The sequence below is a fragment of the Streptomyces sp. NPDC034099 genome, assembly GCF_055575415.1.
In genome coordinates this window covers 179,125-204,722 of the sequence record NZ_JBVISR010000009.1, presented here as the reverse complement: position 1 = coordinate 204,722, position 25,598 = coordinate 179,125, and the positions used below count along the sequence as shown (strand labels likewise).

General features: G+C 72.4%; 25 protein-coding genes. 16 read left to right on the top strand and 9 right to left on the bottom strand.

Translation table 11 applies throughout. From position 1 onward, the window contains the following. The first annotated feature begins 83 nt into the window (after positions 1 to 83). The 5 genes from ACZ56V_RS25530 (at position 84) to ACZ56V_RS25510 (ending at position 5,447) form a co-directional block, all read left to right on the top strand. Positions 84 to 866 (top strand): nucleotidyltransferase family protein, encoded by a 783-nt coding sequence (locus ACZ56V_RS25530; RefSeq protein WP_468945476.1) that lies wholly within the window; start codon positions 84 to 86, stop codon positions 864 to 866. Positions 867 to 1,040: 174 nt separating this feature from the next. After that, positions 1,041 to 2,897 carry an FUSC family protein gene (locus ACZ56V_RS25525; RefSeq protein ID WP_468945473.1) on the top strand — a complete coding sequence of 619 codons (1,857 nt, stop codon included), beginning with the start codon at positions 1,041 to 1,043 and terminating at the stop codon, positions 2,895 to 2,897. Next, entirely contained in the window at positions 2,897 to 4,255 is a 1,359-nt protein-coding gene (locus tag ACZ56V_RS25520) for an amidohydrolase (RefSeq protein ID WP_468945470.1), read from the top strand. The genes ACZ56V_RS25525 and ACZ56V_RS25520 overlap by 1 nt, the downstream gene beginning before the upstream one ends. A gap of 161 nt (positions 4,256 to 4,416) precedes the next feature. Beyond that, entirely contained in the window at positions 4,417 to 5,106 is a 690-nt protein-coding gene (locus ACZ56V_RS25515; RefSeq protein ID WP_398912625.1) for a DUF899 domain-containing protein, read from the top strand. Between the two features lie 155 nt (positions 5,107 to 5,261). Beyond that, positions 5,262 to 5,447, top strand: coding sequence for a hypothetical protein (locus ACZ56V_RS25510; protein ID WP_356362885.1), 186 nt, complete (start codon positions 5,262 to 5,264; stop codon positions 5,445 to 5,447). Positions 5,448 to 5,480: 33 nt separating this feature from the next. Here the strand turns inward: ACZ56V_RS25510 and ACZ56V_RS25505 are convergent, their stop codons facing one another. Further along, on the bottom strand, positions 5,481 to 5,921 hold the full coding sequence (locus ACZ56V_RS25505) for a hypothetical protein (protein WP_398912622.1): 441 nt from the start codon (positions 5,919 to 5,921) through the stop codon (positions 5,481 to 5,483). Next, entirely contained in the window at positions 5,912 to 6,571 is a 660-nt protein-coding gene (locus ACZ56V_RS25500) for an ATP-binding protein (protein ID WP_398912620.1), read from the bottom strand. The genes ACZ56V_RS25505 and ACZ56V_RS25500 overlap by 10 nt, the downstream gene beginning before the upstream one ends. Before the next feature lie 267 nt (positions 6,572 to 6,838). Here ACZ56V_RS25500 and ACZ56V_RS25495 point away from each other — a divergent pair, with 267 nt between their 5' ends. From ACZ56V_RS25495 to ACZ56V_RS25485, 3 genes are all read left to right on the top strand, one after another. Beyond that, positions 6,839 to 7,699 carry a helix-turn-helix domain-containing protein gene (locus tag ACZ56V_RS25495; protein ID WP_356362879.1) on the top strand — a complete coding sequence of 287 codons (861 nt, stop codon included), beginning with the start codon at positions 6,839 to 6,841 and terminating at the stop codon, positions 7,697 to 7,699. Then, a complete protein-coding gene (locus ACZ56V_RS25490) occupies positions 7,700 to 7,975 on the top strand; it encodes a DUF397 domain-containing protein (RefSeq protein ID WP_104634900.1) in 276 nt (91 codons plus the stop codon). 92 nt (positions 7,976 to 8,067) lie between these two features. Further along, the gene (locus ACZ56V_RS25485) at positions 8,068 to 8,874 is read left to right on the top strand and encodes an SAM-dependent methyltransferase (protein ID WP_468945465.1); all 807 of its coding nucleotides are present in this window, start codon (positions 8,068 to 8,070) and stop codon (positions 8,872 to 8,874) included. 26 nt (positions 8,875 to 8,900) lie between these two features. On the opposite strand, the gene ACZ56V_RS25480 is transcribed toward ACZ56V_RS25485, so the two are convergent. Further along, entirely contained in the window at positions 8,901 to 10,391 is a 1,491-nt protein-coding gene (locus ACZ56V_RS25480; protein WP_468945463.1) for a glutamate synthase subunit beta, read from the bottom strand. 181 nt (positions 10,392 to 10,572) lie between these two features. Further along, entirely contained in the window at positions 10,573 to 11,052 is a 480-nt protein-coding gene (locus ACZ56V_RS25475; protein ID WP_468945460.1) for an anthrone oxygenase family protein, read from the bottom strand. Positions 11,053 to 11,295: 243 nt separating this feature from the next. Here ACZ56V_RS25475 and ACZ56V_RS25470 point away from each other — a divergent pair, with 243 nt between their 5' ends. After that, the gene (locus ACZ56V_RS25470) at positions 11,296 to 11,928 is read left to right on the top strand and encodes a nucleoside/nucleotide kinase family protein (RefSeq protein WP_468945458.1); all 633 of its coding nucleotides are present in this window, start codon (positions 11,296 to 11,298) and stop codon (positions 11,926 to 11,928) included. Positions 11,929 to 11,950: 22 nt separating this feature from the next. Here ACZ56V_RS25470 and ACZ56V_RS25465 read toward each other — a convergent pair whose 3' ends face one another. Continuing rightward, positions 11,951 to 13,078: a magnesium and cobalt transport protein CorA gene (locus tag ACZ56V_RS25465; RefSeq protein ID WP_467382951.1), complete on the bottom strand. Its 1,128-nt coding sequence runs from the start codon at positions 13,076 to 13,078 to the stop codon at positions 11,951 to 11,953. A gap of 244 nt (positions 13,079 to 13,322) precedes the next feature. On the opposite strand from ACZ56V_RS25465, the gene ACZ56V_RS25460 reads away from it, so the two are divergent. Then, positions 13,323 to 14,117 carry a methyltransferase domain-containing protein gene (locus tag ACZ56V_RS25460; protein ID WP_468945455.1) on the top strand — a complete coding sequence of 265 codons (795 nt, stop codon included), beginning with the start codon at positions 13,323 to 13,325 and terminating at the stop codon, positions 14,115 to 14,117. Positions 14,118 to 14,123: 6 nt separating this feature from the next. On the opposite strand, the gene ACZ56V_RS25455 is transcribed toward ACZ56V_RS25460, so the two are convergent. Together ACZ56V_RS25455 and ACZ56V_RS25450 are read right to left on the bottom strand one after the other, a co-directional pair. After that, positions 14,124 to 15,059 carry a carbohydrate kinase family protein gene (locus ACZ56V_RS25455; protein WP_468945453.1) on the bottom strand — a complete coding sequence of 312 codons (936 nt, stop codon included), beginning with the start codon at positions 15,057 to 15,059 and terminating at the stop codon, positions 14,124 to 14,126. After that, complete coding sequence (locus ACZ56V_RS25450) at positions 15,056 to 15,961, bottom strand: pseudouridine-5'-phosphate glycosidase (protein WP_398912605.1); 906 nt, start codon at positions 15,959 to 15,961, stop codon at positions 15,056 to 15,058. The genes ACZ56V_RS25455 and ACZ56V_RS25450 overlap by 4 nt, the downstream gene beginning before the upstream one ends. A gap of 139 nt (positions 15,962 to 16,100) precedes the next feature. Here ACZ56V_RS25450 and ACZ56V_RS25445 point away from each other — a divergent pair, with 139 nt between their 5' ends. Further along, entirely contained in the window at positions 16,101 to 16,529 is a 429-nt protein-coding gene (locus tag ACZ56V_RS25445; RefSeq protein ID WP_467382947.1) for a VOC family protein, read from the top strand. 20 nt (positions 16,530 to 16,549) lie between these two features. On the opposite strand, the gene ACZ56V_RS25440 is transcribed toward ACZ56V_RS25445, so the two are convergent. Both ACZ56V_RS25440 and ACZ56V_RS25435 read right to left on the bottom strand, forming a co-directional pair. Further along, a complete protein-coding gene (locus ACZ56V_RS25440) occupies positions 16,550 to 17,104 on the bottom strand; it encodes a methylated-DNA--[protein]-cysteine S-methyltransferase (protein ID WP_468945450.1) in 555 nt (184 codons plus the stop codon). A gap of 36 nt (positions 17,105 to 17,140) precedes the next feature. Beyond that, positions 17,141 to 18,010, bottom strand: a complete 870-nt coding sequence (locus ACZ56V_RS25435) for a glycerophosphodiester phosphodiesterase (RefSeq protein ID WP_468945447.1) — start codon at positions 18,008 to 18,010, stop codon at positions 17,141 to 17,143. A gap of 290 nt (positions 18,011 to 18,300) precedes the next feature. On the opposite strand from ACZ56V_RS25435, the gene ACZ56V_RS25430 reads away from it, so the two are divergent. The 5 genes from ACZ56V_RS25430 to ACZ56V_RS25410 all read left to right on the top strand — a co-directional run bounded on the left by ACZ56V_RS25430 (position 18,301) and on the right by ACZ56V_RS25410 (position 25,484). Continuing rightward, positions 18,301 to 19,179: an MHYT domain-containing protein gene (locus ACZ56V_RS25430; protein WP_398912599.1), complete on the top strand. Its 879-nt coding sequence runs from the start codon at positions 18,301 to 18,303 to the stop codon at positions 19,177 to 19,179. Between the two features lie 40 nt (positions 19,180 to 19,219). Beyond that, positions 19,220 to 21,358 carry an excinuclease ABC subunit UvrB gene (gene uvrB, locus ACZ56V_RS25425; RefSeq protein ID WP_398912597.1) on the top strand — a complete coding sequence of 713 codons (2,139 nt, stop codon included), beginning with the start codon at positions 19,220 to 19,222 and terminating at the stop codon, positions 21,356 to 21,358. A gap of 142 nt (positions 21,359 to 21,500) precedes the next feature. Then, positions 21,501 to 22,079: a TerD family protein gene (locus ACZ56V_RS25420; protein WP_104634914.1), complete on the top strand. Its 579-nt coding sequence runs from the start codon at positions 21,501 to 21,503 to the stop codon at positions 22,077 to 22,079. Between the two features lie 135 nt (positions 22,080 to 22,214). Continuing rightward, the gene (locus ACZ56V_RS25415) at positions 22,215 to 24,221 is read left to right on the top strand and encodes a TerD family protein (protein ID WP_468945443.1); all 2,007 of its coding nucleotides are present in this window, start codon (positions 22,215 to 22,217) and stop codon (positions 24,219 to 24,221) included. A gap of 261 nt (positions 24,222 to 24,482) precedes the next feature. Next, entirely contained in the window at positions 24,483 to 25,484 is a 1,002-nt protein-coding gene (locus tag ACZ56V_RS25410; protein ID WP_398912593.1) for a TerC/Alx family metal homeostasis membrane protein, read from the top strand. The last annotated feature ends 114 nt before the right edge of the window (positions 25,485 to 25,598 follow it).

Sequence of the window (25,598 nt, the reverse complement as noted above, 5' to 3'; positions counted from 1 at the left end):
AATTTCGCTCGCGGCCCGCACCCCGGCCGCCTAGGCTCCCGGCGTCGGCCACACCCCGCCCGCACGGTCAGGAGCCCGCACCAGTGCCCACGCCCACACTCACGGACCAGGCATTCCTCGACACCACGGCCGACCGGCTCGCCGCCCTGCCCGCGGTCCGCGCGGTGACCCTCGGCGGCTCCCGGGCACAGGGCACGCACGGACCGGACAGCGACTGGGACCTGGCGGTCTACTACCGGGGCGCCTTCGACCCGGCGGACCTGCGTGCCGTCGGCTGGGCGGGCGAGGTGTCGGAGACCGGCGCCTGGGGCGGCGGCGTCTTCAACGGGGGCGCCTGGCTGACGATCGACGAGCGCCGGGTCGACGTGCACTACCGCGACCTCGACGTGGTCGAGCACGTCATGAAGGAGGCTCAGGGAGGCCGTTTCGGCGTCGAGCCGCTGATGTTCCACCTGGCCGGCATCCCGACGTACCTCGTGGTGGCCGAGCTGGCGATCAACAAGGTGCTGCGCGGCGACCTGCCCCGCCCCGACGGCTACCCGGAGGCCCTGCGCACCACCGCGCCCGAACACTGGTACGGCGCGGCCACCGCCACCCTCGCCTACGCCAAGGCCGGCCACGCCCCCAAGGGCGCCCTCACCCAGGTCGCCGGCGCGGTCGCCCTCGCCACGACCCAGACGGCACACGCGGTACTGGCGGCGCGCGGGGAGTGGGTGACGAACGAGAAGGGGGTGGTCGGCCGGGCCGGGCTCGGGGCCATGGACGCGCTGCTCGCCGGACTGACGCCGGAGCCGCGGGCCCTGGCCGACGCGGTGACGCGGGCCGAAACACTGCTGTGCGAGACCCTGGAGGCCGCCCGCTCCTGAGCGCACGGCACCGCGGTGCCCCCTGGCGCTCGACGGCCGTCATCCTCCCGAAACAGGCCCGTTTCCGCGCCTTCGAAAACCCGTCGTACGCTTGACAGCGCATCGCACAGCCCGGCCACCGTCGCCCGAAGGCTCACCACCGCCCTCGACCGGACGACAGGAGCCCCGCACCCCGTGTTCCGCACCGCAGCCCAAGCGCTCCCACCCTGGCTCGCACATGCCCTGAACGCCCAGCGCGGCCCCGTGCCCTGGAACGCGGTGGCCCGGGGAGCCCTGGCGGGCGGGCCGCTGCTGACCGCGGCCCTGGTCGCCGGGCGGGCCTCCCTCGGGGTCGTCGCCGCGATCGCCGCCATGCTGGCCGGCATCAACGACCGGCCGGGCAGCCGCCGCACCTCCGTGCGCAGGATCGGCGTACCCGCGCTCGCGGGGGCCGCCGGGCTGCTCGTCGGGACGTACGCCGGGCAGCACCTCGGGGCCGTGGCGCTGACCCTGGTGCTGACCGGGCTCGGACTGGTCGCCGGGTGCGTCAGCGCCGTCGGGCCCGTGGCGTCCGGGACGGGGACGCAGCTGCTGGTCACCGCGGCCGTGGGCGCCGGGATGCCGTTGCCCGACCCCGGATGGCAGAGCGTGCTCGCCTTCCTCGCCGGTGCCGGATGGCTGCTCCTGCTGCGACTGGCCCTGCCCACGCCGACCTCTCTCGCCGGCGACCTCCGTCTCGACTTCCGTTTCGACGGGGAACGGGCGGCCGTCGCCGACGTCTACGAGGCCGTCGCCGCGCTGCTCGACGCCGTCGGCACGGAGCACGCCGTGGCTCGCCGGGCCGCGCTCACCGCCGCCCTCGACCACGCGCAGGACGCGCTCGCCGGACCCCGGCTGCGGCGCCGTGCCTCGACCGCGGCCGAACGCCGGCTGCGCGCCCAGTACGCCGCCGCGCTGCCCCTCGGTGAGGCCGCGACCGCGCTCGCGTGGGCGGAGCAGGCCGTGCCCGCGCGGGCCGCCGAAGGGCCCCGGCGGCTCGCGGCGGCCGTCCGCGGCAACACCCACGCCGGGCCGCTGCCCGCGCCCAGCCGGACCGACCCCGCCCTGCGCGCCCTGGACGACGCCCTGCTGCACGCGGCGGAGGCCTTCGACCGGGGCAGGGGCTCCGACCTGCACGTCCGGAGGCGATCGCCCCGCTCCGTGGCGCGCGCCGTGCTCGGCCCGGGCGGGCGGGAGTACGGGCTGCGGGCCGGGCTGTGCTTCGGCACCAGTGCCGCCGTCGCCCAGGCGCTGCACCACGGTCACTGGTACGGCTCCCACCAGCACTGGTACTGGCTGCCCGCCACCGCCGTCTTCCTCGTCAAACCCGACCTCGGCCCGCTCGTGTCCCGGGTGCTGTGCCGGGCCGCCGGAACGGTGCTCGGGGCGCTGCTGTTCGCCGGGTTCGCGGCCGTACTGCCCCGGCCCGAGGGGCTCGTCGTCCTCGTCGCCGTCTGCGGTGCCCTGGTGCCGGTCGCAGCGCGGCACTTCGCAGCCCAGACCACCGTCGTCACCGTCCTCGTCCTGGCCCTGGTCATGGCGGGCGGCGAACCGCAGGCATCCGCGGGCCGTATCGGGGAGACGCTGCTGGCCTGTGCGATCGTGCTGGTGGTCGGGCACCTGCCGATGCCGGGGCAGCGGGGCGCCGGCATCCGGGCGGGCATCGACGCCGCCGACGCCGCCGCACAGGCCTACCTCACGCACGTACTGGGCGAGTCCGACGACCGCGCCACCCGGTGGACGCTGCGCCGGGAGGCCTACCGCACCCTCGCCGAGGCCCGCGCCGCCAGTGCCCGCGCCGCCGCCGAACTGCCCGCCCTCGCCCGGCACTCCGAGGGCACCGACGAGGTCGCCGCGGTCCTCGAACGGCTCGTCGACACCACCACCGCGTGCGCCGTGCACCTCGACGACACCGGGCGGCTCACCCCCCGCCACACCGAACGGCTCGCCGCGCTGCGGGACGAACTCGCCGAGCGGCGCGGACGCGTGGGACGGCACCGTACGTTGGCGTGATGACGCCTTCCTCCCCCGAACCCGCCGATCTCGTCATCACCGGCTGCACCGTCCTGGTGCACGACGACCGTGAGCGGATCGGTTTCGAGCAGGACGCGGCCGTCGTCGTGCGCGACGGGGTCGTCGACTCCGTGACCGCCGCCGCCGGGGCCGCGGTGCCCGCCGCCGAGCGCATCGACGCACGCGGTCAGGTCGCCCTCCCGGGGCTGATCAACTGCCACACGCACGCCCCCATGGTCGCCCTGCGCGGCCTCGCCGAGGACCTGCCCACGGAGGAGTGGTTCAACGACGTCGTCTGGCCCGTCGAGTCCAACCTCACCGCGCGGGACGTGATCCTGGGCGCCCGGCTGGCCTGCGCCGAGATGATCCGCGCGGGGGTCACGACGTTCGCGGACAGCTACTTCCACATGGACGCCGTGGCCGCGGTCGTCGACCAGTGCGGGATGCGGGCCCAGCTGGGGCAGGCGTACTTCTCCTCCCAGGGGCCCGAAGGCCGGGAGGCGTCACTGGAGTTCGCGCTCCGACGCCGTGACGGGGCCGGAGGCCGGATCACCACCGCCCTCGCGCCGCACGCCCCCTACACGGTGACCGACGCCGACCTGGCCGCGACCGCGGAACTCGCCCGCGACCACGGTCTGCCCGTGCACCTGCACGCCGCCGAGAACCGCGACCAGACCGACACCAGCCTCGCCCGGCACGGGGTCACCCCCATCGAGGTCCTCGAACGCACCGGCGTCCTCGACACCGACGTGCTCATCGCCCACGGCACCGGCATCACCGAGGGCGACCTGCCGCTCCTCGCGCGCGCGGGCGGCCGTACGGCGGTGGCGACCGCTCCCCGCGGCTACCTCAAGTTCGCCTGGCCCGGCACCACACCCGTGCGCGCGCTGCGGGACATCGGCGTGGCCGTGGGGCTCGCCACCGACGGGGCCGCGTCCAACAACTCCCTCGACGTGTGGGAGTCGATGGCGCTCACGTCCCTGATCCAGAAGTCCACCGAGGGCGACCCGCGCTGGCTGACCTCCCGCCAGGCCCTCCACCACGCCACCGTGCAGAGCGCCCACGCGGTCGGCCTCGGGGACGCCGTGGGCCGCATCGCACCGGGGCGGCGGGCGGACCTGATCCTCGTCGATCTCACCGGTCCGCACACCCAGCCCGTGCACGACCTCGCCGCCACGCTGGTGCACAGCGCGCGCTCCGCCGACGTGCGCACCACGATCGTGGACGGGCGCGTCCTCATGCGGGACCGCGAACTGCTCACCGTGGACGTGCCCGCGACGGCGCGGGAGCTGGCGGAGCGGCTGCCCGCCCTGACCGACCGCGGACACGGTCGGCGCGTCCAGGAGTACGACACCTGAAAGGCCCGTTCAGAGCCTGTTCAGTGACCTGCTGAAAAGAATCTTGCCGGGCGGCGATGAGTTCCGCTCCGTCCTTCGGTCACCACCCGGACGGCCCGACCGCTTCGGACCGTCGGCCGTCGGACCGAAGCACGACGCACGTCGCACAGGAGGCTGGAGTCATGTCGCTGCCCGAGATCGTCACCCGCGCGGACTGGCGCGCGGCGCGCGAGGCCTTACTGGCCAAGGAGAAGGCGGCCACCCGCGCGCGTGACGCCCTCAACGCCGAGCGGCGCCGGCTGCCCATGGTGGAGGTCGACAAGGAGTACGTGTTCGAGGGCGGCGACGGCAAGGCCACCCTGCTCGACCTCTTCGAGGGCCGCGAGCAGCTCGTCGTCTACCACTTCATGTTCGCGCCCGAGTGGGAGGCCGGCTGCCGCAGCTGCTCGGCGTTCCTGGACCAGATCGGGCACCTCGCGCACCTCAGGGCCCGCGGCACGTCGTTCGCGGCCGTCTCCCGGGCGCCGTATCCCAGGATCCTGCCGTTCAAGGCGCGGATGGGCTGGACACTGCCCTGGTACTCGTCGTACGTCAGCGACTTCAACACCGACTTCGAGGTGACCCTGGAGCACGAGGGCGAGCTGGTCGAGCGGCCGGGGCTCAGCTGCTTCCTGCGGGACCGCGAACGGGTCTTCCACACCTACTCGACGTACGAGCGCGGCCTGGACGGGCTCGGCTCGACCACCAGCCTGCTCGACCTGACCGCGCTCGGCCGGCAGGAGCCGTGGGAGAAGCCCGAGGGGCGCGCGTCGGCTCTCGGCGCACCCGCGGGCAGTGGGCGAGTGCGCTATCACGACGAGTACGAGGACTGACACGCTCGGTGGCGAAAACGGCCGGACGGCCGAGGCGCCGTTCACCCTTTGCGGTGAACGGGTGTCAACTGTGTCTCAGTACCATCACCGGGCGAGGCGTTCACCCCATGGTTGGCGTTTGACTCTACGAGTACAGCGCTACATGGAGGTGCGGAGTGAACGGGCGAACGGTGCTCGAACGCTTTCCCGCCGGTGGACCACGAGGATCCTGGCCCGCGGAGGAGTTCGCCCAGGCGCGGCGCCTGGAGGGTCTGGCCGCCGAGGTCGTGATGGACCTCGCCACGGACATGTTCCTGGTCGTCGTGCGAGGCGGCGACGCCGCGGGTGACGCGGCGGCCTGACACGCCGCCGCCTGCTTGCCGACTGTCCTGCGCCTACGCGCTGACCGTCCGCGACCAGGTCGGCGTCGTGTTCGTCAGCCGGCACAGGGCCAGATACAGCGGGATGGGCGGCGTGTAGGGAACCGTGCCGTCCGAGCGGTGGAGGAGGGCCGGCAGGTCCGAGGCGCCGGGTACGACCGCACCGGTGGCGTAGCGCGCGGGCGCCGGCCATTCCAGGGCGTAGTCGGAGTCGGACGGAACGATCCACCACCAGTGCGTCTCATCGGCGTAGACGCACCCCACGCGCGGCAGCCGGGGCAGCACCTGCTGGCCGAGGAGGGCGGGCACCGCCACCGCGTCGCAGCCCAGCGGCGCCGTCATGCCGTCCGGCACGGGCAGCCTCCGAGGTGTCCCGGCGGTGTGTCGTCCGCGCTGGAGGCGGACCATCGTGTCCAGACCGAGGGGTCGGACGCCGGACGCGGCCCTCATAGCCATTCGGTCCCCGTTCCGCGGAGTGTCTCCCGGGCTTCCCGGCCTTCCCTGCGACGGGACTCGACCTCGTCCTCGTCCCCCGTGTCGTCCGCGGGGGCGGGCTTCGGCCGGGCGCCCCAGCCCAGGTCGTTGTGGGGCTCCGAGGGGTCGAGCGGTCCTTCGGCCTTGCGTGGCAGCTCGGCCCAGACCAGCAGGCCGGGACCGTGCTCATGGGCGCCCCACGCGTCGCACAGGGCGTCGACGAGAAGCAGGCCCCTGCCGTGCTCGTCCTCGGGCTGCTGATCGGCCGAGGGGTGGGGCTGGCCCGGGGCGCAGCCCTCGTCGCGCACGGCTATGCGGACCAGGTCGGCGGCGTCGTGCAGCTCGCACACTATGTGTCTGCTCGCCGTGTGCACGATCGCGTTGGTCACCAGCTCGGAGACCACCAGGGCCGCGGTGTCACAGGTGTCCTCGCACACCGCCCAGCCGCTCAACCGGGCCCGTGTCAGGCGTCTGGCCTGCGAGGGAGAGCCCGGATGAGCGGCCAGCTCGAAACGGAACCGGCGCTCGGCGGCGGCGGCTCCCGAGGAGCCGGCTCCCATGGCGGCACCGAGGCCCAGGGAGCCCGCGGTGGCGTCTGTTCCTAAGGGCGCGGACGGAATCACGCTTGCCACTATCGCCCCGCCGTGAACACTTGGCAAGTGTCACTCTGAAAAATGCAGAGTGCTGTGTGACGTTCTGGACGGCCGTGGCACACTGCTCGCAACAGCACGTCGAGCGGCGCCACTTCAGGTCGTCGAAGGCCCCTCCGGGTTTTCGAACAGATCTTCGAATGGCGCCGCCGGGCTGTCCGCACCAGGACACGCCGGGGCTCGCCGAGGCTGTCCGTGCAAGGGAACAGGGACGCAAGGACTCTTTCGGGACTCTTCAGGAGGTGGGCGGTGAGCGAGCCGCGGTCCGCGCCGACGGTCGGCCAGGTCGTACTCGGCCGGCGCCTGCTGGACCTGCGGGAACGTGCCGGTCTCAAGCGCGAGGAAGCCGCCCGCATCCTGCGCGTCGCCCCCGCCACGGTCCGCCGCATGGAGATGGCCGAGGTCGCCCTCAAGATCCCGTACCTTCAGCTCCTGCTGAAGGCCTACGGCGTCGGCGACGAGGAGGCCGAGGCCTTCGTCCAGCTGGCCGAGGACGCCAACAAGCCGGGGTGGTGGCAGCGCTTCCACGACATCCTCCCCGGCTGGTTCTCGCTGTACGTCAGCCTGGAGGGTGCGGCCTCCCTGATCCGCGCCTACGAGCCCCACTTCGTCCCCGGAGTGCTGCAGACCGAGGACTACGCGCGTGGCGTGCTGCGCTCGGGTGCCATCGGGCAGACCCGCCCCGACGACATCGAGCGCCACGTCGACCTGCGCATGCAACGCCAGGAACTGCTCACCCGTAAGGACGCACCCCGGCTGTGGGTCGTGATGGACGAAACCGCGCTGCGCCGCCCCGTCGGGGGCCCGGAGGTGATGCGTGCCCAGATCGACCGGCTGCTCGAGGCCACGAAGCTGCCCAACGTGACGCTGCAGATCGCGCCGTTCTCCAGCGGGCCGCACCCCGGCACGTACGGGCCCTTCGTGCTGTTCCGATTCGCCATGCCGGAACTCCCGGACATGGTCTACAGCGAGTACCTGACCGGCGCCGTCTACCTCGACGCGCGTGCCGAGGTGGCGACCCACCTCGAGGTCATGGACCGCATGGCGGCGCAGGCCGCCACGGCACATCGCACGAAGGAGATCCTCCGGGATCTCCGCAAGGAGCTGTGAATGAACCGCATCAAGCCCCAGCGCTCGCCACTGACCCGCGGTGCGCGGATCTACAACGGCATGCCCGCCCGTGAACTGGGCAGCGAGGGCTGGCACAAGCCGTGGAGCGGCGGCAACGGAGGCAACTGCCTGGAGGCCATGAAGCTCGCCGACGGCCGGATCGCGGTGCGGCAGTCCACCGACCCGGACGGGCCGGCGCTCATCTACACCTCGGCCGAGATGACGGCGTTCATCGAGGGAGCGAAGGCGGGGGAGGCGGACTTCCTTCTGTCCTGAAACACGTCACCCCGTTGCATGTTCTTTTTAAGCTGTTTGGCACCTGAGTTGATCACCCATCGCGACGAGGACTCGACACCTGGGAGTGCGTCATGACCGGGCAGCACGGCCCCGCCGGGATCGACACGAGCAAGCCGCACCCCGCGCGGATGTACGACTGGTATCTCGGCGGAAAGGACAACTACCCGGTCGACGAGGCGATGGGCCGGCAGATGCTCACCCTCGACCCGAGGGTGCCGGTGATGGCGCGGGTCAACCGCGCCTTCATGCACCGTGCCACCCGATGGCTGGCGAGCCACGGCACACGGCAGTTCCTGGACGTCGGCACCGGTATACCGACCGAGCCCAACCTGCACCAGGTCGCCCAGGAGACCGCGCCCGACGCCCGCGTCGTCTACTGCGACAACGACCCCGTCGTGCTGGCCCACGCCGCGGCCCTGCTGCGCGGCACGCCCGAGGGGGAGACCGAGTACCTCCAGGCCGACGTCCGGGACCCGGACGCCGTCCTGGAGGGGGCCAGGAAGATCCTGGACTTCGACCGGCCCGTCGCGCTGTCCCTGGTCGCGCTGCTGCACTTCGTCCCGGACGAGGACGGTGCGCACGACCTGGTCCGCCGGCTGCTGGACGCGCTGCCCCCGGGCAGCCATCTGGTGATGACCCACGCGACGGCCGACTTCACCCCCGAGGAGTCACGGGCGGCCACCGAGAAGCTCCGTGCGGCCGGGGTCACCCTGGCCCTGCGCTCGCGCGAGGAGTTCACCCGCTTCTTCACCGGCCTGGACCTGGTGGAGCCCGGAATCGAGGTGCCGCACCGGTGGCACCCCGAGCTGGGCGAGCCGGTCGCCGGTCAGGACGACGGCATCATCCCCGGGTACGGGGCGGTGGCCCGCAAGCCGTGACGGGGCGGGCCCGCCGGTGACGCCGCTCAGGCCGTCATCGGCCGGTCGTACGGGCCGACCGGCGCCGGCAGCCGGGTGGCGCCGCCGGACAGGTGGCGGTCGACGGCCGCCGCCACCGCCCGCCCCTCCGCTATCGCCCAGACGACGAGGGACTGTCCGCGTGCCGCGTCCCCGGCGGCGAACACCCCCGGGACGTTGGTCGCGAAGCCCTGGTCCCGGGCGATCGTGCCACGGGGCTCCATCTCCAGCCCGAGACCGTCGACGAGCCCGTCCCGCCGGTCCGGCCCCGAGAAGCCCAGGGCGAGGAGGACCAGGTCCGCGGGGAGCGACCGCTCGGTGCCGGGCAGCGGCCGGCGACCGGCGTCCACCCCGACCAGGTGCAGCGCACGCACGTGCCCCCGCTCGTCACCGGTGAGGCGGAGCGTGGACGCCGCGAACAGCCGGGCGTCCGCGTCCGCGGCCGGCGCGGACCGCAGCTCGCCCGCTTCCTCGTGCGCCGCCGACAACCGGTACAGGCGCGGATACGTCGGCCAGGGCTCCGAGTCCTCGTCGCGTTCCGCACCCGGCTGCGCGTAGATGTCCAGCTGCGTCACGGACGCCGCCCGTTCCCGCACCGCCGTACCGAGACAGTCCGCGCCCGTGTCGCCGCCGCCGACGATGACGACGTGCCGCCCGGCGGCGGACAGCGGGGAGCGCTCGAGGTCGCCCTCGCACACCCGGTTGGCCAGCGGCAGGTACTCCATCGCCTGATGAACCCCCGCCAGCTCCCGGCCGGGCACGGTCAGCTCGCGCCACACGGTCGCCCCGGTCGCGATCACCACTGCGTCGTAGCGGGCCCGCAGCCCGGCGGCGTCCACATCCCGTCCGACCGCCGTCGATGTACGGAACCGCGTCCCCTCCGCCCGCATCTGGCCGATGCGCCGCTCCAGATGCCGCTTCTCCATCTTGAACTCGGGGATCCCGTACCGCAGCAGCCCTCCGATCCGGTCGTCCCGCTCGTACACGGCGACCGTGTGCCCCGCCCGGGTCAGCTGCTGCGCCGCCGCGAGGCCCGTGGGCCCCGAGCCGATCACCGCCACCGTCCGCCCGGACAGCCGCTCCGGTGGTCGCGGCGGGGCGAAGCCCTCCTCCCAGGCCATGTCGGCGATCGCGCACTCGACGTTCTTGATGGTGACGGCGGGCTGGTTGATGGCGAGCACACAGCCCGCCTCGCACGGTGCCGGACACAACCGGCCGGTGAACTCAGGGAAGTTGTTGGTGGCGTGCAGCCGCTCGCTCGCCGCCCGCCAGTCCGACCGGGAGACCAGGTCGTTCCACTCCGGGATCAGATTGCCCAGGGGACAGGCCTCGTGGCAGAACGGGACGCCGCAGTCCATGCACCGGTCGGCCTGCCGGCTGACGATCGGCAGCAGCGCCCCCGGGACGTACACCTCGTCCCAGTCCCCGACCCGCTGCCCGGCCGGCCTGCGGGGCCACTCCTCGCGGGGCGTCGTCAGGAAACCCTTGGGATCGGCCATGGCCGTCTTCCTTGCGTGCGGGGTGGCTGGCCGGGCGCCGTGGGGCGGCGCTCTCGCGCTCCACGATACGACCGGCCCGCCCGACGCGCAGAACGCCGGACGGCCCCTGGCCCCCGGTGCCGCCCGCCACCGGGCGGCGTGGGGTGCTCCCTCGGCCCGGGTCCCCCCCGCCTCGCCCGACTCAGGCGAGGGCCAGCGCGTACGCCACCGCCGCGGCGGCCGCGGCACCCGTACGCACGTGGTTCCAGGCCGTCCACTCGCGCACGTACGCGGTCCAGCGGCCGGCCGCCTCCGCGGAACCCGGCTCCAGCCGGAGCAGCGCGTCGTTGCGCGGCACGTTGGCCGCCACGGTGACTCCGAACGACCCGACCAGGTACAGCCCGCTGCCCAGCAGCAGCTTCACCGCCGCGTCCTTCGGCCACACCACCAACGTGACCACGGCGATCACCACGGCCAGCACCGCCGTCCCGAGGAACACGGACATGAAGGCCGGCCGTACCGCGGCCTTGTTGATCGCGTTCATCGCGGCGACCCCCTGTGCGGGCGGCAGCGCGGCCAGCCCCCGCATGACGAAGGTGGAGAAGGCGCAGAAGACACCGGCCGTCACACCGGTCCCGAGCACGCCCAGCACCGTCAGCGCCAGGTACGGTCCGTCGATCATGTCCTGTCAACTCCCACCCGTCTCAGCTCCCACCCGTCTCAGCTCACTCGTCGAGCAACCGCCGGTCCGTGGACGCCGTCCCGGTGCCTTCGCCCGTCGATCACCTCAAGTCAACCTCCGTACCGGCACGGTGACCATGGCCGAGCGCCGCGGGCCCATGCGCGAGCGTCCACGCGGGCGAGGCGGCGACGGGCGGGGCGACCGTCGTGTCGACCGACGCGGGAACTGACGCATCATGGGCGGGTGCGACTGGAAGCGATCACCTGGGACCGGCTCGGCGACCGGCTTGCCGAGCGACTGCTCGACCTGAAGCCCACCGACGGCAGCGCCTGGACCCGCGTCGCCCTCGACGGCGCCCCGGCCGCGTGCCCCGGCGACCTCGCCGAACGGATCGGTGAGGCCCTGCGCGTCCGCGGCCGCCCCTCCCTCGTCGCCGGAACGGAGGGCTTCCTGCGACCCGCCTCGCTCCGTCTGGAGTACGGACACCAGGACGTCGAGTCCTACTACAACGGCTGGTACGACACCGGCGCACTGTGGCGCGAGGTCTTCGATCCCCTCGGCCCCGGCGGCGACGGGCGGGTCCTGCCCGACCTGTGGGACCCGGTCACCGACCGGGCCACCCGCAGCCCCCACGTCCTACTCCCTCCCGGCGGTGCGCTGCTGCTCCACGGCCCCTTTCTGCTCCGTCACTGGTTCCCCCTCGATCTGAGCGTCCATCTCGCCCTCACCCCGGGCGCCCTGCGTCGCCGTACTCCCGAGAGCGAGCAGTGGACCCTGCCCGCCTTCGAGCGCTACGACGAGGAGACCGACCCGTCGGGCACCGCCGACGTCCTGGTGCGTGCCGACGACCCGCGGCATCCCGCCTGGAACGGCTGACCCGGAGCGGCTGGCCCCTCCCTCAGAGCCAGCCGTTGCGCCTGAATCCCCGGTGCAGCGCCAGGCAGGCGACGGCTATCACGCCTATGACCAGGCCGTAGCCGTACCGCCAGCCCAGCTCCGGCATGTGGTCGAAGTTCATCCCGTACACCCCGCAGACCATCGTGGGCACCGCGACGATGGCGGCCCACGCCGTGATCTTCCGCATGTCCTCGTTCTGCGCGACGGTCACACGGGCGAGGTGCGCCTGGAGGATCGAGTTGAGGAGTTCGTCGAACGCCGCGATCTGTTCGGTGGCCCGCAGCAGGTGGTCGGCGACGTCGCGGAAGTAGGCCCGTATCTCCGGCTCGACCACACGGAACGGCCGCGTGGCCAGCTCCTCCAGCGGCCGGCCGAGCGGCACCACGGCCCGCCGCAGCTCCAGGAGTTCACGCTTGAGCTGGTAGATGCGCCCGGGGTCGACCCGCGCGCCGTTCTCCGCGAACACCTCCGTCTCGACGTGGTCGACGTCCTCCTGGACCGACTCGATGACGCTCAGGAAGTCGTCCACCACATGGTCCGCGATCGCGTGCAGCACCGCCGACGGTCCCTTGGCGAGCTGCGCCGGATCGGACTCCAGCCCTTCCCGCAGCGGACCCAGCGAGCCGTGCCGCCCGTGCCGCACGGTGATCACGAAGTCCTGCCCGGTGAACACCATGATCTCGCCGGTGCTCACCACCTCGCTGGTGGCCGTCAGTTCCTCGTGCTCCACGTAGCAGACCGTCTTGAACACGGCGAAGAGCGTCTCTCCGTACCGCTCCACCTTGGGCCGCTGGTGGGCCTCGATCGCGTCCTCGACCGCCAGCGGATGCAGTTCGAAGAGCTCCGCCACACCCGCGAACTCCTCGTCCGTCGGCTCGTGCAGGCCGAGCCAGACGAAGCCCGCCCCGCGCCCGCGCATCCGCGCCACGGCCTCGACCGGATCGCCGCCCTCGGGGGTGCGGACACCGTCCCGGTAGGTCACGCAGTTCACCACGGAGGAACCCAGCGGGGAACGGGCGTGGTGGCTCAGGTCCACCCGCGGCCGTCGGCGGGCCAGCCGTGCCACCTTCCGGAGGCCGCCGGTCCTTCCCAGCCCCGTGACCTTCCGCAGATTCCCCGCCATGGTCATCCGAATCTCCTCGCGTGGGTCCCCTCGCGCCGTGCTTCCCGCGCCTTGGCACGCCAGTCTGCCAGGCCGGCGGGCACGGCGAACGAGCCTGTGGAAACGGCGGGTTCCGCTTTGTTCCCGCCTGTGGACAGGCCGCTCGGGGACCGCGCACGCCCCGCCCCCACGGTCCCGGCCGCCCGGAGGAGGCTCTCGCGCCGGAGCGTCGTCCCCTTCGTACAAGCGGGACAACTGGGATGATCGCAGCATGACGCGAACCGACGGATACCTCCTCGACAACGGCCAGTCCGAGGCGGCGGAGCGCTTCGACGCCTTCGCCACGCTCTTCGACCCCACGACGTTCCGGCACCTGGAGGCACTCGGCGTCGGCCCCGGCTGGCGCTGCTGGGAGGTCGGGGCCGGAGGTATCTCCGTGGTGTCGTGGCTGGCCAAGCGGGTCGGACCGACCGGCAAGGTCCTCGCGACGGACATCGACACCTCACGGGTCGCCCCGGCCGGCCGGCCACCGGTCGAGGTGCGCGTGCACGACGTGGGCGCGGAGGAACCGCCGGGGGAGGGCTTCGACCTGGTGCACGCACGGCTCGTCCTCGTCCATGTCCCCGACCGGGACAGGGCGTTGCGGTCGATGATCAGGGCCTTGCGCCCCGGTGGCCGCCTCCTGGTCGAGGACGCCGACCCTGCGCTCCAGCCCCTGCTCTGCCCCGACGAGCACGGACCCGAGCAGCAGCTGGCGAACAGGCTCCGGCACGGCTTCCGCCAACTGCTGTCCCAGCGTGGCGCCGACCTCTCCTACGGCCGCCGGCTGCCCCGGCTGCTGCGGGAGGCGGGGCTGCGCCGAGTGGAGGCCGACGCCTACTTCCCGGTCACCTCTCCCGCCTGCACCGCCCTGGAGTCCGCGACGGTACGACAGCTCCGCGACCAGTTGGTCGCCGCCGGGGTCGCCACCCACGACGACATCGACCGCCACCTCGCGAACGTCGCGTCCGGCGGCATGGACCTGGCGACCGCGCCGATGATCTCGGCGTGGGGGCGCAAGGCATAACCCCGGCTACCCGTCGGCCGCTCGCCGGTCGGCCGTTCGCGGCGGTCTCCCGCCCACCCGCTCGACCGCCCGTGCCCCTGCCCGGCACCCGGCGGCCGCCGCCTCCCCGGGCTCCGCGCCCGCGAGCAGTGCGGCGAGGAACGCGCCGGTGAAGGCGTCACCGGCCCCCGTGCTGTCCCGGGGCGACGCCGTGACCGCGGGGACCCGTGCGCTCACGCTGCCGGACCGGGCCACCAGGGCCCCTTCCCCGCCCTGCTTGACGATCACCAGCGGAACGTGCCGGCTGAGCTTGGCTGCCGCGTCCGCCGCGTCGAGCAGGCCGGTGAGCAGACACGCCTCGTCACGACTGGGCAGCAGTACGTCCACGCCCTCGACGAGACCGAGGAAACGGTCGACACCCAGCTCGGTGAGGAACCCGGTCGACGCCGGGTCCAGGCTGACCGGCACCCCACGCGCGCGGGCCGCCGACAGGGCGACCGACACCAGGGCGCGGCTCGGCTCCGAGAACAGGAGGTAGCCCGAGAGGTGCAGCCGGCCCACACCGTCGAGCAGCGCGTCCGACCAGTCGTCCGGCCCGAGCCGCAGCGACGCCCCGCTGTCGGTGAGGAACGTCCGCTCGGCCGAGTCTGCGGTGTCGACCAGGCAGATCACCGTCCCCGTGGGCGCCGCCGCGTCGACGACGAGGAGCGGCCGCACCCCGCACGCCGCCAGCTCCCGTTCGTGCCATGCGCAGGCGTCGGTGCCCACCCGCCCCAGCAGCCGTACCTCCGGGCACCCTTCGTGCGCGGCCCAGCAGGCCACGTTGGCCCCCGCACCGCCGGGCAGCCGCCGGACCGAGGCGGCGGTGTCCGTGCCGGCGGCCAGCGGTCCCCGGTGCCGGGCGACGACGTCCGTGACCACGTCCCCGACGACCAGCAGCGCACCGCCCGGCGCCACGCTCACGCCCCGGTCCAGGCCGCGGCGATCCGGGCCGCCAGCCGGACGTTCCCCCGCACGGCCGCCAGGTTGGCGCTCAGCGAGGCGCCGTCGGTGAGCCGTACCAGGCGCTCCAGGAGGAACGGCGTGACCGCCTGGCCCGTAATCCCTTCCGCCTCGCAGGCGTGCAGCGCGTCGGCGAGCACGCGCGCGTGGAGCGCCGGATCAAGCTGCTCCTCCTCGGGCACGGGGTTGGCGACCACGAGCGCGGACCGCGGCCCGCCCAGCGCGTCCTGCGCCCGCATGACCGCCGCCACCTGCTCCGGGTCGTGCAGCGTCCAGTCCACCGGATGTCCCGAGTCGGAGAGGTAGAAGCCGGGGAAGCGGTCCGTCCCGTACCCGGCCACGGCGACCCCCAGCGTCTCCAGCCGTTGCAGGGTCGCCGGTACGTCCAGGATGGACTTCACGCCCGCGCAGACCACCGTGATCCGGGTGCGGGCCAGCAGCCCCAGGTCGGCCGACTCGTCCTGCGTCACCGTCCACTCCCGGTGGACGCCGCCCAGCCCTCCGGTCGCGAACACCCGTACGCCAGCGAGGCCGGCCAGCAGAGCGGTCGCCGACACGGTGGTCGCCCCGCTCGCGCCGGAGGCCACCGCGAGCGGCAGGTCCCGGTGCCCCAGCTTGCGGATGCCGTCCTCGTTGGCGACCCGCTCCAGTTGCTCCTTGTCCAGGCCGACGTGCGGCCGGCCGTCCAGCACGGCGATCGTCGCCGGTACGGCGCCCTCCCGCCGCACCGCGTCCTCCAGCTCCCGCGCCACCAGCAGATTGCGCGGGCGCGGCAAGCCGTGCGCGATGATCGTGGACTCCAGGGCCACCACGGGGCGATGGGCGTCCAACGTCTCCCGTACCTCTTCCGACACCACCAGCATCACGAGCCTGCCTCCCGCCGACGGTTCTCCCTCAGCTCCGGTCTCCCTCATCCCTGGCGGGCGGGGGATGTCGCCAAACCCCGCCGGTGCCGCGACGGACCCCTTGCGGCGCCGGGGACCGGCCACGAGCCTGGGAGTCATGACGGACAACACGACACGTCTCGACCACGTCGTCCTCTGGGTGCGCGACCCGGTCGCCGCGGCCGGCTTCTACGAGAAGAACCTGGGCCTCGCCCCACTGCGGGTCACCGAGTACGCCGCGGGGACCGTGAGCTTCCCCTCGGTGCGTATCAACGACGAGACCATCCTCGACCTCGCACCGCACGCCATGGCGGACCGCATGCGCGTGGTCCCCGGCGCCGACGCCAGTGCCGGGCATCCCGTCAACCACATCTGCGTGTCCCTGCCCGCACACGACTTCGACGCCCTGCGCGCCCGCCTGCAGGAGCAGTCCATCCCCGTCTCGGACCTCTCGCACGATTCCTACGGCGCCCGCGGCCCGGCCAGGCGGAGCTTCTACTTCGGCGACCCGGACGGCAACATCATCGAGGCCCGGCACTACGAGTAGCCCCCGGCCGCGTCCGCCCCTCAGAACAGCGGCTCGGGCAGCACGCCCTCCAGCGCGAGCAGCCGCCGCTTGGTGTCCACACCGCCGCCGAACCCGCCTATGCCGCCGTCGCTCTCCACGACCCGGTGGCACGGCACGACGACCGGCAGCGGATTGGCCCCCATGGCCATGCCCACCGCCTGCGCGGCGCCCGGCTGCCCCACCCGGCCGGCCAGGTCGCCGTAGCCGACGACCTGGCCGTAGGGGACGCCGGACGCCAGCTCGCGCAGCACCTGGCGGTTGAAGCCCGAGATCAGCGACCAGTCCAACGGCACGTCGAAGTCGCGCCTCCGGCCCGCGAAGTAGGCCTCCACCTGGTCTGTCGCCTCGGCCAGCAGCGGGGAACCGGGCGCCTCGACGGGCTCCGTGCCCAGCCGGGCCGCGAGCCTCTCGAGCGCCCGGTCGCGCGTGGCGTCGGTGGCGTGGAACACCACGTTGACCAGACCGTCGCGGGTGGCGGCCAGCAGCAGCGGACCGACGTCGGTCCCGACGACGGTCCACACGACCTGCTGCTCGTACTGCCCAGGGCTGTCCATGCGCCCACCGTACGGCCCGCCACTGACAACGCCGGGTCAGTCCACGGCGTCCCGCACCACGTCGGGCTTGTTGGTGATGATGCCGTCGACGTCGTACCCGGCGACCCGGCGCGCGGTGTCCGCGTCGTTCACCGTCCAGGTGAGCACCTCCAGCGGCCTGCCGTGCGGCCCGGTGAACGCGTGGACCGCGGACACGTAGCTCATGGAGAGCGAGCTGTACGAGGGGTTGATCTGGTCGGCGAACTCCGCGTACACCGGCAGCTCCGAGACGGCCGGGGTGCCGAGGAACCCGGTCTTGACGGCGGGCTTGAGGTCGTGGACCGTCCGGATGCTGTCGGCGTCGAAGCTCTGCACGACCAGCCGCCCGGCCACGTGCCGCCGGTCGAGCCAGCCCTCGTTGGCGAGGGCCTTGAGGGTCTGCCGCTCGATGCCCGGGTACAGCCCGGGGCTCTTCAGCTCCAGGAGCAGCTTCTGGTGATTGTGCTCCACCCGGTCCACGTACTGCTCCAGCGTCGGCACGCGCGCGCCCGCGTACTCGGGCCCGAACCAGCTCCCCGCGTCCAGCCGCGCGATCTCGGCGGCCGTGAAGTCCTTCACCTTCCAGGGCGACCGGTCCGGGAAGACCTCCTCCACGTCGGTCGTACGGTTCAGGGTCTCGTCGTGCAGGACGACGAGTTCGCCGTCCCGGGTGCGCTGGACGTCGTTCTCCACCCAACGGATGCCCAGCTCGGCCGCCCGGTCGACGGCGGCCAGCGTGTTCTCCGGCGCGTACCCGGAAGCGCCCCGGTGGGCGACGACCGTGGGGCCGTCGTCGCCGGCCTCGTCGGCCCGGGCGTGCGAGAGGGGAGCCGTGAGGGCGACTCCAAGAAGGGCGGTGGTCGTGACGGCTACTGCGCGCACGTGCATGCGTACTCCTCGCGTCGAACGATCACGGACAGCACCACTGTGACACCGGAGAGTCAACAAGAGAGGGGTGCGGAGTGGCCACAGGCTGAATGGAGTTGCTCAACTACGCTCACGGGGACGGCACAACTGGGGCGAGGCCGTGATTCTTTGCCGGAGAATCGTTCGTCCATTCCGGTGGAAGTCATACTCTCTGCCTCGACCCTGATCGTTCGCGCGATCCCGGGAGGGGGCGCACATCAGGAGAATCCGGGACACCACCGGGGCGTAAGAAGGCGGAAGGGCAGCCGCACATGCACACCACGGTCCACGGATTCGGCTACGGACTCGTCACACCCCTGGCCGCCTACCTCATGGCGTGCCTCGGCGGCGCCCTCGGTCTGCGCTGCACGGCCAGGGCCATGCTGGTCACCCGCTCCTGGCGTCCCGGATGGCTCGCCCTGGGCTCGGCGGCGATCGGCTCCGGCATCTGGACCATGCACTTCATCGCGATGATGGGCTTCACGATCGAACACACGCCGATCCGCTACGACTGGCTGATGACCTTCGCCAGCCTGGCCGTCGCCGTCGTCATGGTGGGGGTCGGGATCTTCATCGTCGGCTACCGGGGCGCGAGCGGGACGGCCCTGTTCACCGGCGGCACCGTCACCGGTCTGGGCATCGCCTCGATGCACTACCTGGGAATGGCCGGGATGCACCTGGACGGACAGCTGACGTACAACACCTTCACCGTCGCCGTGTCCGTCGTCATAGCCATGGCCGCCGCCACCGCCGCCCTGTGGGCGGCCGGACAGGTCCGGGGATTCCTGTGGAGCGTGGGCGCCGCCCTGATCATGGGGCTGGCCGTCACCGGCATGCACTACACGGGGATGGCCGCCGTCGAGGTCCACGTCAGCGGCACGGCCGAGCCCGCCACCGGCGGCTCGCCCGCCGAACTGCTCGCCCCCATGCTGATCGGTCCCCTCGCCTTCCTCCTCCTCGCCGGCGTCGTCGTCGTGCTCGACCCGCTGATGGTCATGGGGAAGCCCGCCGCGGCCCCCGTCGAGCGGAAGCCGGGCATCCCCGCCCACACCGAGGGCGCCCGCACGATCCGCCGCCCGGCGCACCACCCCGCGCGCCGCACCCGCCGCCCCCTCGTCCACCGGCGCCCCCGCACCCCGCAGAACCGCTGACCGGGACCCGTTGTCAGTGCGGGGTCGTACGGTGGAACCCATGCGGCCCGTTTCCCAGATCGAACGCACGGTGGCGCCCTTCGAGGTCGTCAGCCCGTACCAGCCCAACGGTGACCAGCCGGCGGCCATCGCCGAGCTGGCCCGGCGCGTCCAGGCAGGCGAGAAGGACGTCGTCCTGCTCGGTGCGACCGGCACCGGCAAGTCCGCCACCACCGCGTGGATGATCGAGAAGCTCCAGCGCCCCACCCTGGTGATGGCGCCGAACAAGACCCTCGCCGCCCAGCTGGCGAACGAGTTCCGCGAGCTGCTGCCCAACAACGCCGTCGAGTACTTCGTCTCGTACTACGACTACTACCAGCCCGAGGCCTACGTCCCCCAGTCGGACACCTACATCGAGAAGGACTCCTCGATCAACGAGGAGGTGGAGCGACTGCGCCACTCCGCCACCAACTCGCTGCTCACCCGCCGTGACGTCGTCGTGGTCGCCTCCGTGTCCTGCATCTACGGCCTCGGCACTCCGCAGGAGTACGTCGACCGCATGGTCCCGCTGCGGGTCGGCGAGGAGCACGACCGGGACGAGCTGCTGCGCCGCTTCGTCGACATCCAGTACACGCGCAACGACGTGGCCTTCGCCCGCGGCACCTTCCGGGTGCGCGGCGACACCATCGAGATCTTCCCGGTCTACGAGGAGCTGGCCGTCCGCATCGAGATGTTCGGCGACGAGATCGAGGCCCTGTCCACGCTCCACCCGGTCACGGGCGAGATCATCAGCGACGACCAGCAGCTGTACGTCTTCCCGGCCTCCCACTACGTCGCCGGACCCGAGCGCCTGGAGCGGGCGGTCAACGACATCGAGAAGGAGCTGGCCGAGCGCCTGACCGAGCTGGAGAAGCAGGGCAAGCTCCTGGAGGCCCAGCGGCTGCGGATGCGCACCACCTACGACATCGAGATGCTCCGCCAGATCGGCTCCTGCTCCGGCGTGGAGAACTACTCGATGCACTTCGACGGCCGCTCGCCCGGCTCCCCTCCGAACACGCTGCTGGACTACTTCCCGGACGACTTCCTGCTCGTCATCGACGAGTCGCACGTCACCGTCCCCCAGATCGGTGCCATGTACGAGGGCGACGCGTCCCGCAAGCGGACCCTGGTCGACCACGGCTTCCGGCTGCCCTCCGCGCTCGACAACCGCCCGCTGAAGTGGGAGGAGTTCCAGGAGCGCATCGGGCAGACCGTGTACCTGTCGGCCACCCCGGGTACCTACGAGCTCTCCCGCTCGGACGGCGCCGTCGAGCAGATCATCCGCCCCACCGGCCTGGTCGACCCGGAGGTCGTCGTCAAGCCCACCGAGGGCCAGATCGACGACCTGGTGCACGAGATCCGCAAGCGGACCGAGAAGGACGAGCGCGTCCTGGTCACCACCCTCACCAAGAAGATGGCCGAGGACCTCACCGACTACTTCCTGGAGCTCGGCATCCAGGTCCGCTACCTCCACAGCGACGTCGACACGCTGCGCCGCGTCGAGCTGCTGCGCGAGCTGCGCGCCGGCGAGTACGACGTCCTGGTCGGCATCAACCTGCTGCGCGAGGGCCTCGACCTGCCCGAGGTGTCCCTGGTGGCGATCCTCGACGCCGACAAGGAGGGCTTCCTGCGCTCCGGCACCTCCCTGATCCAGACCATCGGCCGCGCGGCGCGCAACGTCTCCGGCCAGGTCCACATGTACGCGGACAAGATCACGCCGGCGATGGCGAAGGCCATCGACGAGACCAACCGCCGGCGCGAGAAGCAGGTCGCCTTCAACAAGGCCAACGGCATCGACCCGCAGCCGCTCCGCAAGAAGATCAACGACATCGTCGCGCAGATCGCCCGCGAGGACGTCGACACCGAGCAGCTCCTCGGCTCGGGCTACCGGCAGGTGAAGGAGGGCAAGGGCGCCAAGGCTCCCGTGCCCGCGCTGGGCGGCCAGGCGAAGGGCGGAGCCAAGGCGGCCAAGGGCAAGGCCAAGGAGACGGCCGTGACCGACCGTCCCGCGGCGGAGCTGGCCGAGCAGATCGAGGACCTCACCACCCGTATGCGGGCGGCCGCGGCCGACCTCCAGTTCGAGATCGCGGCCCGGCTGCGCGACGAGGTCTCCGAGATGAAGAAGGAACTGCGTCAGATGAAGGAGGCGGGCCTGGCCTGACGGCCCGTCCGGGGCACGCGCTGTGTTGCAAGACCGACACAAAGCACGGACCGGGGTGGGGCGCTGTCAGTGCCCCTGCGTAGGGTTCTGGTCAACCGCGCAGACCGCGGCAACAGGGGACAGTTCGAGAGGGGATCAGCGCGTGACCGTCAACATGACCAAGGGTCAGGCCATCAGTCTGCAGAAGAGCGACGGCGCGAGCCTGACGTCGGTGCGCATGGGTCTCGGCTGGCAGGCGGCTCCCCGGCGCGGCCTGTTCGGTTCGCGCACCCGGGAGATCGACCTGGACGCCTCCGCGGTCCTCTTCGCGGACAAGCAGCCGGTCGACGTCGTCTTCTTCCGCCACCTGGTGAGCGACGACGGCTCCGTGCGCCACACCGGGGACAACCTCGTCGGCGGTGTCGGCCAGGGCGGCGACGACGAGGCGATCCTCGTCGACCTGCAGCGCGTTCCGGTCCACATCGACCAGATCGTCTTCACGGTGAACTCCTTCACCGGCCAGACCTTCCAGGAAGTGCAGAACGCCTTCTGCCGCCTGGTCGACGAGACCAACGGCCAGGAACTCGCCCGCTACACGCTGGCCGGCGGCGGTGCCTTCACCGCCCAGATCATGGCCAAGGTGAACCGGGTGGGCCAGGGCTGGGCGATGACCGCCATCGGCACCCCGGCCAACGGCCGCACCTTCCAGGACCTGATGCCGGCGATCCTGCCGGTCCTGTAGCAGCCGCAGCAGCAGCCGACCTGCGGGAATCCGGCCCGCAGCCGTCCGACACCAACGGCCGGTCCCGCTGGCGGGACCGGCCGGGCCCGCATGACGTCTCGCGGGTGCCACACGAATGACACAGGGGGAAAGGCGATGACGGCCGAGCTGACGCGGGGACAGAACCACCCGCTGCCCCGGGCTCGTCTCGAGATCCGGATCTCGGCCGGCACGCCGGTCGTGGCCGGGGCCACGCTCGGCGACGAGAACGGCACCATTCACGGCGTCGAACGGGTGGTCCACCCGGGCGCGCCCACCCTGCCGGGCCTCGAGGTCTCCCGGCAGGCCGCCGCCGACCACCGCCTCGCGGTGGATCTGGACGCCGTGCCCGACGCGGTGCACCGCGTCAGTGTGCTGCTCGCCCTGCCCGTCGGCGGGAGCGGCCCGGCCCGGTTCGGGGCCGTCGCCGCCCCCTTCGTCGCCGTCACCGACCTCGACGGCGACGAGGTCGCCAGCTACACCATCGCCGGCCTGGAGGCCGAGACCGCCCTCGTCGCCCTGGAGCTCTACCGGCGCCAGGGCGCCTGGAAGGTCCGGGCCGTCGGCCAGGGCTACGCGGGCGGGCTCGCCGAGCTACTCGCCGACCAGAAGCTGTCCCAGGCCCACCAGCTCGCGGCGAGCATCCATGAGGCGGTGGCGAGCGGGCTGGCCCGTTCCATACCGGCCCCTCCGGCCGCCGCCCCGGCACACCACCCGGATCACGGCACCGCGCCGCGGACCGGCCCCGGTGCTCCCGTTCCGCCGGCGTCTCCGTACGACCCCCAGGGCGCTTCCGCTCCCGGCCCGCAGACACCCGGGGCGCCGGGACGGACCGGGGCACCGCAGCCGTACCCGGGCGGGCCGGGGGAGCCCGCCACCACCGGCCGGCCGTCCGCGCCCGGCGCAGGCGGCCCGATCGACTACAGCCACCCGCGCCGGCAGAACGCGGCGCCGCCCCCGCCCCCGCCGGCCGCGCCCCCGGCCGAACCCGGTCAGCCGGCCCGGCCCGTCGCGGGTGACGCCACCGGCTGGTCCATGGAGGAACGGCTGTACAACCAGGTGTGGGGCATGTTCGAGGACCTGGCCCGCACCACGGCCGCCTACCGCAGCGCCGTCGACTTCGCCGAATCCCGCATGGAGAAGGAACTCGACCAGGTGCTGTCCGATCCCCGCAGCCGGATCGGCGGGCAGGGCGACGCCGCCCGGGAGGCGGCGCGCTCCCGGCACGGCGAGCTGGTGTCCCAGGCCCGGGAGGTCCTGGACCGGGACGTCGCCCAGCTCGTCGCCGAGGCCGAGGTCGTCGAGCCCGCCCTGCCGGCGGCCTTCGCACGCTGGGACAACCCCGTCTGGCACGCCTACCGCGTCCCCATGGAGATCCCGATGGCCCTGCGGCTGGGCGATCTCCATCTGCCGGAGGCCGACCGCATACGCATCCCGATGCTGATCCGGCTGCCGCTCGAGCGCGGTCTGTGGATCGACAGCGGGCGCTCCGCCTCGCTCGACGGTTCGTTCGCCGACTCCCACGAGATGCGGCGCCTGGGCCTGGAGACCGCCGTCGCCCACGCGGCCCGGCTGCTCGCCGTCTACCCGGCGGGCGAGTTCACCGTGCACGTCATCGACCCGGCCGGATCCGGGGCCCAGGCCCTGGCGCCGCTGGTGCGGAGCGGGGTGCTCGCCGCGCCGCCCGCCCAGGGCGCCGCGGGGGCGGCGGACGTGCTGGCCCGTCTCACCCAGCGCGTCGACCTGGTCCAGATGGCGTTGCGCGGAGGTGCTCCGGACGCGCTCCCGCCCGGCCTCGACACCTCGCAGCAGCTGCTGGTCGTCAACGACTTCCCCCACGGCTTCGACGACCGGGCCGTCAACCAGCTGCGCTACCTCGCCGACGAGGGGCCGGCCGTCGGCGTGCACCTGATGATGGTCGCCGACCGCGAGGAGTCCGCCGGGTTCGGACCGCTGCTCGACCCGCTGTGGCGCTCGCTGCTGCGGCTGACGCCGGTGGCCGACGACCACCTCGCCGACCCGTGGGTCGGGCATGCCTGGACGTACGAGCCCCCGCTCGTGCCATCTGGCAGCCAGGTGCTCCAGCAGGTGCTCGCCCAGGTCGCCGCCGCCCGCCGCTCATGAGACCGGTGACCACTTCCGAACTGGCCTTTTGAGCTTTATTTGCAAATCTCTTTACCTTCCCTTGGGTATTGGGGTACTGTCGTCCGTACGGAGGGGAGTACTCCCTGTCTGTGCGGCGTACCCGTCAATACGGATCAGGCCAGATCCCGGGGCGTCGGCCCGTGGTTCCGGGCGCATCGCGCGTCCCGGACTCCTGGGTGGAAGAGACCTCCGGCAGCGACGACGCTGACATCTGCCGTGTGACGTACTGCCGGAGGCGTAGTGGAAGTTTCGGTGACCCTGTGGGTCCTGACCATCGTGGGCCTTGCCGCCCTTATCGCGGTCGATTTCTTCATCGGCCGCAAACCGCACGACGTATCGATCAAGGAAGCCGGTATCTGGACCGGCGTCTGGATCGCCTTGGCGGGCCTCTTCGGGCTCGGCCTGCTCCTCTTCGGGGGCGGTGAACCCGCGGGCGAGTTCTTCGCGGGCTTCATCACCGAGAAGTCGCTGAGCGTGGACAACCTCTTCGTCTTCGTCCTGATCATGGCGAAGTTCGCGGTGCCCTCGCAGTACCAGCAGCGGGTTCTGCTCATCGGTGTCCTCATAGCCCTGGTCCTGAGGGCCATCTTCATCGCCGCGGGCGCCGCGATCCTCGCCAGCTTCGCCTGGGTCTTCTACATCTTCGGTGCCTTCCTCATCTACACCGCCTGGAAGCTCATCCAGGAGGCCCGGGCCGACGAGGAGGACGAGGAGTTCGAGGAGAACAAGCTCCTCAAGGCCGCCGAGCGACGCTTCGGGGTCGCCGACCGATACCACGGCACCAAGCTGTGGATCGAGGAGAACGGCAAGCGGATCATGACCCCGATGCTGGTCGTGATGCTCGCCATCGGCACCACCGATGTGCTCTTCGCGCTCGACTCCATCCCGGCGATCTTCGGTCTGACGCAGGACCCGTACATCGTGTTCACGGCCAACGCGTTCGCCCTGATGGGCCTGCGACAGCTGTACTTCCTCATCGGCGGTCTGCTGAAGAAGCTGGTCCACCTGTCCTACGGCCTGTCCGTGATCCTGGGCTTCATCGGCGTCAAGCTGGTGCTGCACGCCCTGCACGAGTCCGGCGTCCACGTCCCGGAGATCAGCATCCCGGTCTCCCTCGGCGTGATCTGCTCCGTCCTGATCGTCACCACGATCACCAGCCTCCGTGCCTCGAAGAAGCAGGCCGAGGCGGAAGCGGCGGCCGCCGGGAGCGGCGAGGCGTCGAAGGACAGCGTCGAGGCCTGATCCCACCCGGGCCCGGGGGGGGGGGGGGGGTGGAAGAGGGGGGAGGCGGCCCCCCCCCTTCCTTGGTTCTTTTTGAGTTTTTTCTGTCGGATGCGAACATCCTCCCCTAGGGGG